Origin of the sequence: Streptomyces flavotricini (assembly GCF_020639365.1) — a bacterium.
Taxonomy (GTDB): domain Bacteria; phylum Actinomycetota; class Actinomycetes; order Streptomycetales; family Streptomycetaceae; genus Streptomyces; species Streptomyces flavotricini.
In genome coordinates, this window is the sequence record NZ_JAINUL010000001.1 from 1,368,904 (window position 1) to 1,383,046 (window position 14,143).

Annotated in this window: 12 protein-coding genes; 6 read left to right on the plus strand and 6 right to left on the minus strand. The window is 75.7% G+C overall.

All coding sequences use genetic code 11. From position 1 onward, the window contains the following. Positions 1-35: 35 nt before the first annotated feature. The gene (locus tag K7B10_RS06570) at positions 36-1,016 is read right to left on the minus strand and encodes a GlxA family transcriptional regulator (protein ID WP_229334999.1); all 981 of its coding nucleotides are present in this window, start codon (positions 1,014-1,016) and stop codon (positions 36-38) included. Between the two features lie 234 nt (positions 1,017-1,250). Between K7B10_RS06570 and K7B10_RS06575 the strand changes: the two genes are divergently transcribed. From K7B10_RS06575 to K7B10_RS06585, 3 genes are read left to right on the plus strand one after another with little or no spacing between them, the layout of a single operon-like run. Continuing rightward, positions 1,251-1,886 (plus strand): metal ABC transporter ATP-binding protein, encoded by a 636-nt coding sequence (locus tag K7B10_RS06575; RefSeq protein WP_229335000.1) that lies wholly within the window; start codon positions 1,251-1,253, stop codon positions 1,884-1,886. Then, entirely contained in the window at positions 1,883-2,761 is an 879-nt protein-coding gene (locus K7B10_RS06580) for a metal ABC transporter permease (RefSeq protein ID WP_229335001.1), read from the plus strand. The genes K7B10_RS06575 and K7B10_RS06580 overlap by 4 nt, the downstream gene beginning before the upstream one ends. After that, the gene (locus tag K7B10_RS06585; RefSeq protein ID WP_229335002.1) at positions 2,719-3,537 is read left to right on the plus strand and encodes a metal ABC transporter solute-binding protein, Zn/Mn family; all 819 of its coding nucleotides are present in this window, start codon (positions 2,719-2,721) and stop codon (positions 3,535-3,537) included. The genes K7B10_RS06580 and K7B10_RS06585 overlap by 43 nt, the downstream gene beginning before the upstream one ends. Before the next feature lie 218 nt (positions 3,538-3,755). Here K7B10_RS06585 and K7B10_RS06595 read toward each other — a convergent pair whose 3' ends face one another. Next, positions 3,756-5,453: a class I adenylate-forming enzyme family protein gene (locus tag K7B10_RS06595; protein ID WP_229335003.1), complete on the minus strand. Its 1,698-nt coding sequence runs from the start codon at positions 5,451-5,453 to the stop codon at positions 3,756-3,758. Continuing rightward, positions 5,450-7,276, minus strand: a complete 1,827-nt coding sequence (locus K7B10_RS06600) for a CoA transferase (RefSeq protein ID WP_229335004.1) — start codon at positions 7,274-7,276, stop codon at positions 5,450-5,452. Before K7B10_RS06600 ends, K7B10_RS06595 begins: the two co-directional genes overlap by 4 nt. 119 nt (positions 7,277-7,395) lie before the next feature. Between K7B10_RS06600 and K7B10_RS06605 the strand changes: the two genes are divergently transcribed. Next, a complete protein-coding gene (locus K7B10_RS06605) occupies positions 7,396-8,592 on the plus strand; it encodes an acyl-CoA dehydrogenase family protein (RefSeq protein WP_308284540.1) in 1,197 nt (398 codons plus the stop codon). 6 nt (positions 8,593-8,598) lie between these two features. Here the strand turns inward: K7B10_RS06605 and K7B10_RS06610 are convergent, their stop codons facing one another. After that, positions 8,599-9,669: a sugar ABC transporter permease gene (locus tag K7B10_RS06610; protein ID WP_229335005.1), complete on the minus strand. Its 1,071-nt coding sequence runs from the start codon at positions 9,667-9,669 to the stop codon at positions 8,599-8,601. Beyond that, a complete protein-coding gene (locus tag K7B10_RS06615; RefSeq protein ID WP_229335006.1) occupies positions 9,666-10,904 on the minus strand; it encodes an MFS transporter in 1,239 nt (412 codons plus the stop codon). Before K7B10_RS06615 ends, K7B10_RS06610 begins: the two co-directional genes overlap by 4 nt. Before the next feature lie 146 nt (positions 10,905-11,050). Here K7B10_RS06615 and K7B10_RS06620 point away from each other — a divergent pair, with 146 nt between their 5' ends. Both K7B10_RS06620 and K7B10_RS06625 read left to right on the plus strand, forming a co-directional pair. Next, positions 11,051-11,719: a hypothetical protein gene (locus K7B10_RS06620; protein ID WP_229335007.1), complete on the plus strand. Its 669-nt coding sequence runs from the start codon at positions 11,051-11,053 to the stop codon at positions 11,717-11,719. 155 nt (positions 11,720-11,874) lie between these two features. Continuing rightward, positions 11,875-12,528, plus strand: a complete 654-nt coding sequence (locus K7B10_RS06625) for a sigma-70 family RNA polymerase sigma factor (RefSeq protein ID WP_229335008.1) — start codon at positions 11,875-11,877, stop codon at positions 12,526-12,528. 55 nt (positions 12,529-12,583) lie between these two features. Here the strand turns inward: K7B10_RS06625 and K7B10_RS06630 are convergent, their stop codons facing one another. Continuing rightward, positions 12,584-14,110, minus strand: coding sequence for a hypothetical protein (locus K7B10_RS06630; protein ID WP_229335009.1), 1,527 nt, complete (start codon positions 14,108-14,110; stop codon positions 12,584-12,586). Positions 14,111-14,143: the final 33 nt, after the last annotated feature.

The following is a 14,143-nucleotide window of genomic DNA, read 5'->3' on the forward strand; positions in this document are numbered from 1 at the left end:
GGTCGGTGGGCCGGGACGGTCGCCGGCCGAGACGGTCAGTGGGCGGTGCGGAAGCGGCGGCGGTACGCGGCCGGGGTCGTGGCGATCTGCTTGCGGAAGGCACGGTGCAGGGTCTCCACCGAGCCCAGGCCTGCCGCCGCGGCGACCTGTTCGAGCGGCTGGTCGGTGGTCTCCAGCAGCCGTCGGGCGGCTTCCACCCGTACGGCCTCCACGTAGGCGGCGGGGCTGGTGCCCAGCTCCTTGCGGAACGTACGGGCGAAATGCCGCTCGCTCAGGCTCATCCGCTGCGCGAGCGCGGCCGCCGACAGGTCCGCGCCGAGGTGTTCGGCGATGTGGACCCGCAGGGCGTCGATGTCCCGGCGGGAGGCCGCCGGGCGGCTGAGCGGCACGCTGAACTGGCTCTGCCCGCCCTGCCGCTTGAGGTACATGACCAGCTGCCGGGCGACCGCGAGGGCCAGTTCCTCGCCGTGGTCCTCGGCCACCAGGGCCAGCGTCAGGTCCATGCAGGCGCTGATCCCGGCCCCGGTCCACACCCGGCCCGACCGGACGAAGATCGGGTCCGGGTCGACCTCCACCCGCGGGTGTTCGGCCGCCAGCTGGCGGGCCGTGGACCAGTGGGTGGTGGCCCGTCGCCCGTCCAGCAGGCCGGCCGCCGCCAGCAGGTGGGCGCCGACGCACACGGAGGCCACGCGCCCGGCGTACGGGGCGGTGGCGGCGACCCACCGCACCACCGCCTCGTCGACCCGCGCGACCGGGCCGTCCTCCGTCGGCTCGACGGCGCCGGGCACCACCAGGGTGTCCACCGCGGCGCCGACCTCGTCGAAGGCGAGGTCGGTGACCAGCCGGACGCCGGCCGAGGTGGTGACCTGGCCCCCGTCCGGGCCCGCCAGGCGTACGTCGTACAGCCGCCGCCCGGCCTCCCGGCTCGCGAGGGCGAAGACCTCGGCGGGGCCGGTGACGTCGAGCAGGTCGACTTCGGGGAAGACCGCGATCACTACGCGGTGGGGCGTGGACATGCGTCCATCCTGGCCGGACGGGCAGGTGTCCGCAATGACGGCTCTCTGTCACATCCGGACACCCCGGATGCGGCGCCCGCCCGGGCCGGGGCCCCGGGCCCGGCCCCGGTCCGGGCCCGGCCACCTCACCGTGAACCGAACTCGGTCCGTCTCCGCCGGAACCGGCACGCTCCTCCGTCCGACCACCTCCGCGTGCGGGGAGCCACCCGGCACCGGACGACGGGAGGGCGACGGATGGGCGGGCTGGACGTACGCATGCGGGGGGTCGCCTGCCGCCACGGACGCGTCGAGGCGGTCGCCGACGTGGACCTGGAGATCGCGGCGGGCGAGCGCGTCGCGCTGACCGGGACCAACGGCTCGGGCAAGACCACGCTGCTGCGGGCGGTCCTCGGGCTGCACCGCCAGGTGTCCGGCAGTATCACGGTCGGCGGCCGCGGCACCGGCTCGGCCGCCGAATGGGCCTGGCGGCGGCGCTGCTGCGCCTGGATCCCGCAGAAGCCGGCGGCCGGCCGGTTCCCGCTCCTCGGGGACGAACTGCTGGCCAGCGGCGGCGCACCGGCCGAGGCCGCCGAAGCGGCACGGAAGCTGGGTGTCGGCGCGCTGCTCGGCCGGCCGCTGCACACGCTGTCCGGTGGGCAGTTGCAGCGGATGTACCTGGCCCGGGCGATCGGGGCGGTGGCCGCGGGGGCCGAGGTACTGCTGGCCGACGAGCCGACCGCCGCGCTGGACTTCAGCGGCCAGGAGGAGGCGGCGGACGTACTGGCGGCACTGCCGGTGACCCTCGTCGTGGTGACGCACGACCGGGCGCTCGCGCAGCGCTGTGACCGCGTGCTGGAGATGGCCGCGGGCCGGCTGCGGGAGGTCGAGTGATCCTCGCCGGCGTCCTTGCCGGCGCCGACCTCGGTGAACTGCTGCGGCTGCTCCCCGTACAGCGGGCGGGCTTCGCCCTGCTGCTGGCGGCGATCGGCCTGCCGGTGATCGGCGTGGTCATCGTCGGACTCGACATCATGCCGGTGCGCTTCGCGATGATGCACGTCGCGCTGCTGGGCATCGCGGTCGGGCTGCTGACCGGGCTCGACCCGATGCTGTGTGCGCTCGTCGCCTGCGCCCTGGCCGGGGCGGGAGTGGCCCCGCTCGCCCGCACCCCGGACGGGCTGTCCGGGGCGATGGGCCTGCTGATGAGCCTGGCCATCGCGGCCGCGCTGCTCGTCCTGGCCGTGTCGGGGGTCAACGCCTCCGGTGCGTTCGCCCTGTTGTGGGGCTCGATCCTGTCCGTGGGCACCGCCGATCTCGTGGTGCTCGGCGCGCTGGCGGCCCTGGTGCCGGGGCTGTTCCGGTGGCGGCGGCGCGATGTGGCCCTGCTGCTGTACGACCGGGAGCTGGCGCAGTGTTCGGGGGTCCCGGTGCGGGCGCTGACCGCCGTACTGCTGGTCCTGGTCGCGGTCGCGGTCGCCGGGGCGATCAAGCTCACCGGGGCGCTGCTCGTCGACGCCCTCACCCTGCTTCCGGCGCTCGCGGCCCGCCGCCTGGGCACCTCGCTGCGGTCGATCACCCTGTGGGCGGTCGGCATCGGGGTGGCCGTGAACCTGACCGGGTTCCTCGTCGCCCTGCGGCTGGACTGGCCGCCGGGTCCCGTCCTCGTCCTCACCGCGGGGGCGCTCGTCCTCGCGGTCCATCTCATCCCCGAACGGAGCATCAGCACATGGCGCGCACCCGCGTCCGATTCGCTTCCCTCCTCGCACTGAGCGCGGCACTGACGGCCCTCGTCAGCGGCTGCGGAGACGGCGGCGGCAACGGCGACACCGCTTCGAAGGACGACGCGACCGGCCCCCGCGGCGGGAAACCGGTCGTCGTGGTCACCACCACCTGGGAGGGCGCCTTCGCGAAGGCCGCCGGCGCCGAGGAGGTGAAGGTGATCGTGCCGCAGTCGGTGCACCACGCCCCCGACTACGACCCCAAGCCCTCCGACCTCGCGGCCGTGGGCAAGGCCGACTTCGTGCTCTACGCGCCCTTCGAGCCGTACGCGGCGAAGATCAAGGAGGCGGCCGGCTCGAAGGCCGAACTGATCGAGGTGGACCTCGACAACGACGCCGACAAGGTCAGGGCCGAAGTGGCCAAGCTGGGCAAGCTGTTCGGCACCGAGGAAGCCGCCGCGCGGTGGACGGCGTCGTTCGACACCGAGTACGCGAAGCTCTCGAAGGAGGTCCAGGGCTCCTGGCCGGGCGGGAAGAGCCCGGCCGTCGTCAGCCAGGTGTTCACCGCCTGGTCCGCGAAGCTGGCCGGGGCCGCGCCGGTCGGCACGTACGGCCCGGAGGCGGTCACCCCGGCGCAGCTCGCCGAACTCTCGCGGAAGAAGCCCGCCTTGGTCCTGGACAACGCCCACATGTCGACCGGGACGGTCCTGCCCGACTCGGGTGCCCGGCAGATCGAGATCGTCAACTACCCTGGGGCTGACCTCGACTTGCTGCCGGTGTACCGCAATGCGGCGGTCGAGCTGAAGAAGGCCATGGGCGGTTCCTGACCCGCGGCGCACGGGGTGGGGGCGCGCCCTGTGGTGGGCGGTGCAGGGGCGGTTCCCGGTCAGTCCGGCGGCGGACAGCAGCCCGGTGCCCGTGCAGACGGCGCCGGGGTGAGGCCGGGGCGCGCGGCCGCGGCGAGGCCGCGCGGGAGCGTGCCGCGCCGGATCTCGGCCCACGCGCCGGGTTCGTCGCGGCGCGCGTATCCGCCGCCCGGTTTCCGTCAGCCCGCGTGGGCGAGCGGAGCGGCGGGGGCCTGCCCGGGGGCGGAGGGCGCGGTCCGCGTGAGGCGCTCGCGCAGGGCGGCGCGGTCGGGCTTGCCGGCCGGCGTGAGCGGGAGTTCCGCGAGCACCAGCAGGCGCTCGGGGTGCTTGCGCCGCTCCAGCCCTCGGCGGGTGAGGTGCTCGCCCAGCGAGGCGAGCGTCGGGGCCTCGGGGCCGCGCGGTACGACGCAGGCCGCCAGGCGCTCGCCCATCAGCCGGTCCGGGATGCCCACGCACACCACGTCCCGTACCCGGGGGTGCGGGGCGAGCTCCCGCTCGACCTCGGCGGGGCTGATGTTGGCCCCGCCGCGGATGACGATGTCCTTGAGGCGGCCGACGAGGTGCAGGATCCCGTCCTCGTCGATCAGGCCGAGGTCTCCGGTACGGACCCAGCCCTCGGGGGTGCGGTAGCGGGCGTCCAGCTCCGGGGAGGCGACGTAGCACATCGGGGTCATGGGGCCGCGGGCGATGATCTCGCCGATCTCCCCGTCCGGGAGCCGCTCGTGCGTGTCGGGGTCGGCGATGCGGATGTCCGCGACGCGCGGGTCGGGGCGGCCCGCCACCACTCCCGCGGCGTCGGCCCCGCGGGTTTCCTCGCCCAGGCCGGTGTGGCAGTTGACCCCGTCGGCCGAGCCGTAGAGGTTGACGACCGGGCAGCCGAAGGCGCGGGCGGCCTCCTCGGCCGTGGTCTCGTCCAGGGCCGAGCCGCCGAGGACCAGGGCGGTGGGCGCGGGCAGTCCGTCCGTGTCGGGGCCGGGGCCTTCCAGCCGGTCCAGCATCATGCGGACCATCGTGGGGACGCCCAGGACGTGCGTCGGCCGGTGCTCGCGCACGGCGGCGAGGGCGGCCTCCGGGGTGAAGTGGTCGAGCAGGATCAGCGTTCCGCCGTGCCGGGCGAGCGTGACGGCGGTGCCGTTGGACCCGAACGCCGACCCGAGCGGTACGAGGAACAGGCTGCGCGGCGGGGTCCCGTCGGGCATGAGCGAGGCGAGGAAGTTGCCCCGGCCCCCGGCCAGCGCGTTGTGCGAGTACGCGACCATCTTCGGCTCCGCCTCCGAGCCGGAGGAGACGAGGATGCGGGCGGCGCTGTCGGGGTCGGGCCGGGCGGGCACGAACGCGGCCGGGTCGGAGCGCAGCAGTCCGGTGAGCGGAATCGTTCCTTCAGGCGTGCTGCCGACCCGCCCCGCGGCGATGACGTGGCGCAGCCCCGGCAGGGCCGGGCCCAGGACCCGCAGTGCGGCGGCGGGGTGACTGCCGCGGTGTTCCGCTGCCGCGATGACCGCGACGGCCTCCGCCGTGCGCAGCAGGGCTTCGGCCTCCAGACTCCCCCGGCCGACGGGGAAGGGCAGCGCCACCGCGCCGAGGGCGGCAAGGGCCAGATCGGCGATGACCGCGCCGCGGCCGTCGGGGAGCTGGACGCCGACCACCTCGCCGGGCCGTATGCCGAGGCCGGCGAGGCCGGCGGCCAGACAGCGCACCTTGCGGTCCAGCGCGGTGTAGCAGAGCTTGCCCTTGGCGTCGATGACGGCGGTGGCGTGCGGGTCGGCGATCTGCCGGGCCCGGAACAGGCTGTACAGGTCGAGGTCGGGACAGGTCCCGTCGACCGCCCACCCGCGGCGGAGTCCGGCGGGCAGCAGGTCGTGCAGAGCGACGGTCACAGGAAGCTCCAGGGGTCGGGAACGGCGGGGGCACCGTGCGCGTCGCGGCTGATCGAGCCGGGGAAGCGCGGGTCGTGGTGCAGGTCGGCCGGATCCATGGTGACTCCGGTCGCTGAGAGGCCGTGGGCGCGCAGCTGTGCCAGGGCCTCCGCGGTGGGCAGTTCGCGCAGGTCGTACGCGGCGGTCGCGGGCGCGCAGGTGTCGGTGGGGGCGATCCATCCGTCCGCGGTGCGCAAGGGGCGGCGGAAGCCGGCCGGCCGGCGCGGGTCCTGCCCGCGCAGCGCCCGGCGCAGGGCGGGGGCGGTGAGGGCGTCGGCGGCGCCGAGCAGCGAGGAGTCGACGCGGACGCCCGCTCCGCCGCTGCGCTCCCGCAGGAGCAGCCCCGCCAGTACGGCCTCGGCGCCCAGGAGTCCGCCCAGTACGTCGAGCAGGGTCATCAGGGAGGGTGCGGGCGGCTCGTCCTGCGGCCGGGCGGCCTCGCCGACGCCGGTGCGGGCCTGGACCATGAAGTCCGTGCCCATCGGGGCGCCGGGGATCCGGTCCGCCCAGCCGCCCGTGTACGCGTAGACGAGTGCGGGGTTCACGGCGGCCAGATGGGCTGAGTCGAGTCCCAGTGCGGCCGCCTTGCCGGGGGCCCAGTTGTGCAGGAAGACGTCGGCCCCGGAGGCCATCTGGCGCAGGCGGCGCCGGTCGGCGACCGACTTGATGTCCAGCTCGACGGCTCGCTTGCCGCGGTTGAGCGCGAGCCAGCGGGCGGAGATCCCGGAGCAGGCGGGCGGCATCCCGCGCAGCGGGTCGCCGCCCGGGGGCTCGATGCGCACGACGTCGGCGCCGAGGAGGCCCAGCAGGTGGGCGGCGAGGGGGGCCTGGATCCGGCGGCCCGCTTCGAGCACGGTCAGCCCGGCCAGCGGCCGGGAGGGCGCGGGAGCCCCGGGGTCGCGGTGGGGGGCCGTGGGGTGGCCGAATCCGTACGGGCTGAGGGACCAGGGCGCGGCGCCGTCGTGTTCGGCGGCGCGTTCGGCCAGGGTCCGCAGGCGGCAGACCTCGGCGCCGCAGGCGGCTGCCGCAGCCTCGATCCGCCGCCAGGTGTGCGTACGGGCCGTGGTGTGCAGGGCCGGCGGAAAGGGGGCGCAGGCGGTGGCGTACCGGAACTGGAACGGCCGCCACCCGGCGCGCACGGCGCCGAAGGGGGCCTCCAGGGCCTGCCAGAACGCGGCCCAGGCGCCCGGGTCGAGGGTCTCCAGCTCGAAGAGGACTCCGTCGGAGGAGGTGAACGGGGGTCCTCCCGGGGCGAGTTCGGCGGCTTCGCCCTCGTCGGCCCCGGCCGCGGCGAGATACTGGGACACCGCCAGCAGCCCGGCCCGGTCCGCGCCCGTGGTCACCTCGACCGCCCGGCCTCCGCGGGCCTGGGCGAGCAGCCCGGCGAGCATCCCCTGTACGGCGAGTACGCCCGTGGCGGTGGCCGCGTAGTCCACGGCCAGACCCCGGGGCGTCCCGTCGCGACGCCCGTGCACGGCCATGATGCCGGTGGCCGCCTGGACGGTGGCCTCGTCGGTCATGCCGCTCGCGGGATGCGCCGACCAGCGGACGGTCGCGTCCTGCCGGTCGAAGCCGGCGCCGGACAGGGAGATGCGGGCCGGCGTACGGCCCTCGCCGGGGCGGTCCGGCTCCGCTCCCGCCCCCGTTCCGGCTCCGGCCCGGGTGACCGCGCCGAGGAGCCTGAGGTGCTCAAGGGCCGGGCCGGTCGGCCCGGGCGGCCCCGAGGCGTCGAGGTGCAGTCCTTCGAGCGGCCGGACCGTGCGGGTGACGGCTGGTGAAGCCATGCCTCTCCTCTTCTCGGATGTGCGCGACGCGGGGAACCAGGAGGGGCGCGCACCCGACCAGTTCCTCGGAAAGGCAGTCGGACCGCCGTTCCCACGGGTTCCCGGCACGTTGGAGGAAAGTGGTGCAGAGCCACGGAGACGCATTGAGGGACCGGGTCGCGGACTTCGTCCGGAACCGGGTCATGCCCTGCGAGCCCGTACTCGACGCGGGCGGCCCGGGGGCCGCCGCGGCCCTGCGGGAGTTGCGGGCCCGGGCGAGGCAGGAGGGTCTCTGGGCGCTGCCGCTCCCCGCCGAACTCGGCGGCCGGGGGCTCTCCTTCGAGCGGTACGCCGCGCTCGCCGAGGCCGAGGGGGCGAGCGACCACGGGCCGGCGGCCCTCGGCTCCGCGTCCCTGCTCGACGCGGCGATGCTGTGGAAGCACGGCGGCCACCGGATCCGCGAGGAGTACCCCGCGCGGCTGGCCGCGGGGGAACTGCGCGCCTGCTACGCCATGACCGAACCGGACACCCCGGGCACCGAACCGCTGCGTACCGCGACCCGCGCCGAGGAACAGCCCGGCGGCGGCTGGCGCGTCAGCGGCCGCAAGTGGTTCGTCTCGGGAGCGGCCGGGGCCGATCTGGTGACCGTCCTGGCCCGGACCGACGGGGAACCGGGAGACCGCGAGGGCCTCTCCCTCCTGGTGGTCCCCACCGGCTCCCCCGGCTTCCGCGTCGTACGCGAACTGCCCGTCTTCGGGGCCGGCGGCCAGTGGGAGATCGACTTCGACCGGGTCCCGGTGGACGCCGACCACCTCCTCGGCCGGCGCGGCGAGGCCCTGGCCGTCGCCGCGGAGCGGCTGCAGACGGGCCGCACCCTGCGCTGCCTGCGCTGGCTCGGCCAGGCACAGCGCGCCTTCGACCTGATGTGCCTGCGCGCCAACTCCCGTACGGGGTCGCGCGGTCCGCTGGCCGGCCACCAGCTCGTGCAGAGCCACGTCTTCGAGGCGCTGCTCGCGCTGCGCACCACCCGCCCGCTGGTCCACGAGGCCGCGGCGAAGATCGCCGCCGGGCTGGACGCGCACGTGGAGGTGGGACTGGCCAAGGTCGCCGCGGCCCGGATGCTCCAGCAGGTCGCGGACGCGGCCATCCAGGTGCACGGCGCGGCCGGGCTCGGCCCCGACACCCCGCTGCCGGCGCTCTTCCGCACAGGCCGCGCCGCCCGCATCCTCGACGGCCCCGACGAACTCCACGTCACCTCGGTGGCGCGCCGGGTCCTGCGTGCGTACGAGAAGTACGAGAACGACGGGAAGGGGACGTACGAGCAGTGCGCGTCGTAGCGGGTGTCAGATCACCCTGACATCGGCGAGCCCGGTCAGCGCCGCCAGGCCGAGCGCCAGGAAGAAGTCGCCCCACACCAGCTCGTGCCGGACCGCGATGCCCTTCCCGGCGTCGTAGCAGCCGTCCAGCAGCATGCCCCGGGTCAGGTGCTCGCCCACCAGCCGCTCCAGGATCGAGGCCGCCCGGTACGCGTACGCCGGAGCGGCCCGGCAGCCCGGCACGGCGGCGAGCTTCAGCAGCGCGACGGCCGCGATGGCGGCGGCCGACGTGTCCAGCGGCCCCGCCGGCCGCGCCTCGTCCGCCGGCGGGACGAGCGGGGTGCAGGGCCGGGTCCACCCGTCGGCCAGCCGCTCCGCCGCGGCTTCGAGCCGGCCCGGGGCCGCGCGGGCGACTCCGGGACGGTGCCGTGCGTCGGCCACGGCCAGAAGCAGCCAGGCGCTGCCCCGGCTCCAGCCGGCCGGTGGTTCCTCGTAGGCCCGCCAGCCCGCCCGGGGGTCGAACTCCCAGGCCGGTGCGGTGCGTCCGCCCGCTCCGAGGCACAGGTCGAGATGGCGGTGGAGGTGGGAGGCGGCGGCCCGTTCGCCTTCCGGGCCTCCGGCGGCGAGCAGCGCCACCATGCCCGGTACGCCGTCCACCCGGGCCAGCAGCCGGGGGCCGCCGAAGGCCGATCCCCAGGGCACCAGGCCGAGTTCGGGGTCCAGCGCGGCGAGAGCGGCCCCGGCCGCCCGGGTCCGCAGTGCGCGGGCCCCGGGGTCACCGGTCGCGAGCGCCGTCCCGTACCAGAGGATCAGCCCGCGTGTCGCGGTGTCCGCCTCGACCCAGTCGGCCAGCCGCGCCGTGCACGCGGCGGCGGCCTTCCGGTCGGCCGCGTCGCCGGTGTGCCGGGCGCGCAGCCACAGCAGCCCGGCCCAGAACCCCCCGGTCCACGCGCCGCGGCCGGTGGTCGTCCAGCGGCCGGTGCCGGGGTCGGCGTACAGCGGGAACCGGTCGCCGGTCTCCGTACGGGTGGCGGCGGCCCGGCCGAGTACGTCGGCCAGCGCCCGCCCGGCCCAGTCACGGGGTGTCCGGCGGATCACGCCGGGACCTCCGCACGCGGGCCGCGCCGCCGTTCCCGTACGGCCCAGGTCGTGGCGACGGCGGCGGCCACGGCGAACTCGGCGGCGACCAGCAGCCATCCCGGCCCGTACCGGCCCGCTTCCGCCAGCCGTCCGAACAGCGGCGGCCCGACCGCGAATCCGGCGAAGAACCCGGCGGCGACGAGCGCGGAGTCCTGGCCCGCCCGGCCCGGGGCGGCCCGCTGCATCACGAGCACCATGGAGACGGCGTTGCCGGATACGGCGAACACCCCGACCGCGACGGCGGCGACCCAGACCAGCGGCGGCACGTACAGCGCCGCGGCCAGCAGGCAGGCGGCCGCCACGGCGCCCGCCGCCAGAGCGCCGGGCAGCCACTCGGCACGCCCGGGGCGGGCCGCCTTCGACCAGCCCACCCGGCCGGCGATGCCCGCGACGCCGAGGACCGCCACCAGGGCCGCGGCCGACGTCGGCCCCATGCCGAGCTTCTGGGCTCCGAAGAGGGCCACGTACGTGTTGACCGAGGCGATGGCGCACCCCAGGAAGAGGGAGAACACCGCCAGCCAGGCGATGGCGCCGCGCGGGACGAGCGAGGCGCGCACCATCGCCGCCTTCGCCGACGGGTCGGCCGGCAGGGCGCGGTGGGCCCAGAGCGCGCACAGCGCGGCCGCGGCGGCGGCCGTCCAGACGGCCCCGCGCCAGCCGACACCGCCGGCCAGCGCCGCCAGCGGCAGACCGGCCGCGAACGCGCCGAGTTGGACGCCGGACTGTTTCATCCCGGTCATCGACCCGCGCCGGGCGGGCGGGGCGGCGGCCAGGATCGCCTTGTTGGTCGCGGGATTGGCGAGCGCCTGCGGCAGTCCGCCCAGCGCCACGGCGGCGAGGAGGAACCCCGGGCCGGGCGCGGCACCGATCAGTGCGAGCGCGGCCGCGGACACCAGGAGCAGGACGACGAGGGAGCGCCGCGGGCCCGTCCGGTCCACCATGCGCCCGCCGACCGGTGAGAGCACGGCCGCAGTGGCGAAACCGATGGCGGCCGTCAGGCCGAGTGCGGTCGGCGAGACCCCCAGCTCGTCCACGAGGCGCGGGCCGAACGCGCCGAGCAGGAACAGCTGGAGCATCGAGAAGGCCATGGCGCTGGTGAGCAGCGCCGTCAGCGGGCCCTCCGCTCCCGTCCGCGCCGTCTTCGGCGCTGCCGTCCGCTCCCCCACCATCGACTCCCTTTCCGTGGCCGTCATTTCGGTCCGGGGCAGGAGTCGTGGCGGTGAACCACCGGGTTCCCGGGCCCTGTTGTGGCATGCGACACATATGGTTTTGTCCGGTCGTGCCAATTCTCGACGCCCCTCTGTAGCCGTCTTGAGAGGGGTGCGACGATGAGCCCGCCATGACTCCCGGTCGATGTTGCCGAGCCTTCAGGGCCGCGTTGTTCGCGGCCGTCTGCGTGCTGCTCGCGTCCCTCGGCCACCTCCTCATGTCGGGTGCGACCGTCCCCTGGTGGGCGCTGGCAGCGGCCGCGGCGGCCACCGGGGCGGCCGCCTGGTTCCTCGCCGATCGTGAACGCGGCCTGTCGGCCGTCACCTGCGCGACCGTCGCCGTCCAGGCAGTCCTGCACACCGCTTTCTCACTGGCCCAGGCAGCGGCCCGCCCCTCGGCGCTCCCGCCGCCCGTGCCGGGTACGGGCGGGCACGCCCACCACGCCGCGCACGCGATGGCCGACGGCGGCACGGCCATGCCGATGCAGATGCCGATGCAGATGTCCGACGGCCACGTCCTCGGCTCCGCGTCGTCGACCGGCATGCTGGCCGCGCACCTCCTCGCCGCCCTGCTCTGCGGGCTCTGGCTCGCGTACGGGGAACAGGGCGCGTTCCGCGTCCTGCGCGCCCTGGCCGGCCTGCTGCTCGTACCGCTGCGGTGGGCCTTCCGGCTCCCCGTGCCGGCCGACCGGCCGCGCCCGCGCGTACGCCCCGGCCGCCGGGCCGGGACGCTGCGCGGGCTCCTGCTCGTCCACGCCATCACCTCACGGGGTCCGCCTCCCGGGACCGCTGTCATCTGACAGCCGGCTCACCGACGCGCGCGACGCCGCAACCGCCGCGCGCCTCGGTCATCGGTCTTGCCGTCCGGCAGGCCGTACCGCTCACCGGCCCGCCCCGCCCCGCAGGGCGCGCGGCGCCGGACCCGGATTCCGGATTCCCAGAAGGACATCAGGCGATGACCCCTGCCCTGCTTCCCCGTCCGACCGCCGCCGCGGCGGCACCCGCACGCCACGAGGGCGGGCCGGACGAGTCGACGACGCTGCTGGCGCTCGCCGCGCGGGACGGCGACCCCGACGCGGTGGACCGGTTCGTGCGCGCCCTGCACCGCGACGTCCGCCGCTACGTCGCCTACCTGAGCGCAGATCCGCAGTCGGCGGACGACCTGACCCAGGAGACCTTCCTGCGCGCCCTGGGCAGCCTGCACCGCTTCGAGGGCCGCTCCTCCGCCCGTACGTGGCTGCTGTCGATCGCCCGGCGCACCGTCATCGACAGCCTCCGCCACAAGGCGTCCCGGCCCAGGATCTCGGACCGGGACGACTGGCAGAGCGCCGCCGAACGGGCCCAGCCGCGCGATCTGCCGGGCTTCGAGGACGGGATCGCCCTCGCGGAGCTGCTGGGCACGATCCCCGCCGAACGCCGCGAGGTCTTCGTCCTCACCCAGGTCCTGGGGCTCCCGTACGCCGAGGCGGCGAGTGCGCTCGGCTGCCCGATCGGCACGGTCCGCTCCCGCGTGGCCCGCGCCCGTACCTCGCTCATGGAGCTGCTCGCGGACGCCGACACCGGTGCCGGAGGTGATGCCGCCGCCCTCGCGGCCCCGGCCGCCGCCTGACCCGCGGCCGTACGTCCGTCCTGCCGGGGCGGATCCCCGCCCCGGCGCCCCGGCCCTACCCGCCGCCCTTCAGCCGGCGGACGACCTCGTCGGACACGCGCCGTTGGAGGTCGGCGAGCTGTTCCGGGGTGTAGGCGGTGAGGTCGCCGGGGTCCTTGGCTCCGCCCGGGCCCTGGCCCGCCTGCTGCTGTTTCTGCTTCTCCTGTTCCCGGCGCTGGAGTTCCTGCTCCTCCGGTGATCCGGGCGCCGCGTACGCGCACTTGATGAGGGCTCCGTCGGCGGCCTTCAGGCAGGTCGCCTCGCGTCCGCCCACCTGGCCCCGGCCCTCCACGCGGTAACGGATGTTCTGCGCACTGCCGACCGTGGCGGTCCAGGTGCTGCCGCCGGTCGGCACCACCTCGAACACCTGGTCGTCGTTGTAGCAGCAGACGTCCCGGTACTCGGCCTTGATCAGCGCGACGAGCGCCTGCGGTGAGGACCAGGTCGGATCGAGCCGGTGGACCGTCATCGGGGCGAGTCCGCCGCCCTCGTGCCGGGTCGGCACGGTCGACACGGCCACCACCGAGCTGGCCTCCCCCTGGGGAGTGAGGGGGGTGACGTACGCGCTGCGGCCGCTCGTGTCGCGGTACTTGAGGGTGAACTCCGACTCGTTGCCCGCGTTGGCCCCGTCCTCGGAGGCGTCCCAGCCGCTGCGCTCGAACCACCAGTCGCTGAAGCTGCCCACGGCGGCGGTTCCCTCCCGCTGCCGCGCCGCGAGGCTGAGCGGATAGGACGGGCCGGGCACCTTCGCCGTGTCGGTGGTGAGGGTGAGCTTCCCGGTCCGCCCGTTGTAGAGGGCGAGCCCGGCGGGCCGTTCGGTCACCACCAGGATCCCGGTCTGGCGTTTGAGGGGGACGACCACGGTCGGGGTGTCGCCCTCGCAGGTGACGTACGCGTCGTCGGAGTCGAAGCGCACCCAGCGCTGCTGTGCCGAGATCTTCCGGCCGAGGTTGTGGCCGAACCAGCCGCCGATCCGCGCGTCGGCCTCGTCGATGTCGAAAGAACAGCGCTGTTGGCTGCGGCTGTTGCCGCCGAGCGGGACGTCCTGTTCGAGGCCGACCTCGTACCCGGAGAGCCAGCCGCGCCGTTCGACGAGGGTCGCGAACCGGTCCGAGTCGGGCAGGTACGTGATGTCGGAGATCTCGCCGGTGACGTCTCCGAGGTGCGGGGCGGCCTGCGCCTTCCCGACCACGTAGGGCGCGCGGGCCGTCAGTTCGGGCACCGGCTCGCTCACGATCTGCACGTTCTCCATGTACGCCCGGTCCTGGAGGTACGACCCGTACACCAGCCACCAGATGCCGAGACCCAGCCCGAGGACGGCGCCCAGCCATCCGAGGACCACCCCGGCGCTGCCGCCGCCCGAGCCGCCGTCCCGCCTGCGCCGGAGGAGCTTCAGCACCAGCCCGACCAGCAGGAGGAAGGCGACGAGCAGCAGCGGGACGGCCAGCCAGGACAGGAGTTTGCGGCCCTCCCAGACGATGATCGTGGTGGCGTACGAGGCCCACCAGAAGAACAGCCCCGCCAGGAGAACGGGTATCCCCACCCACACTGCCCGCGAGACCCGTGGTGCCCGCGC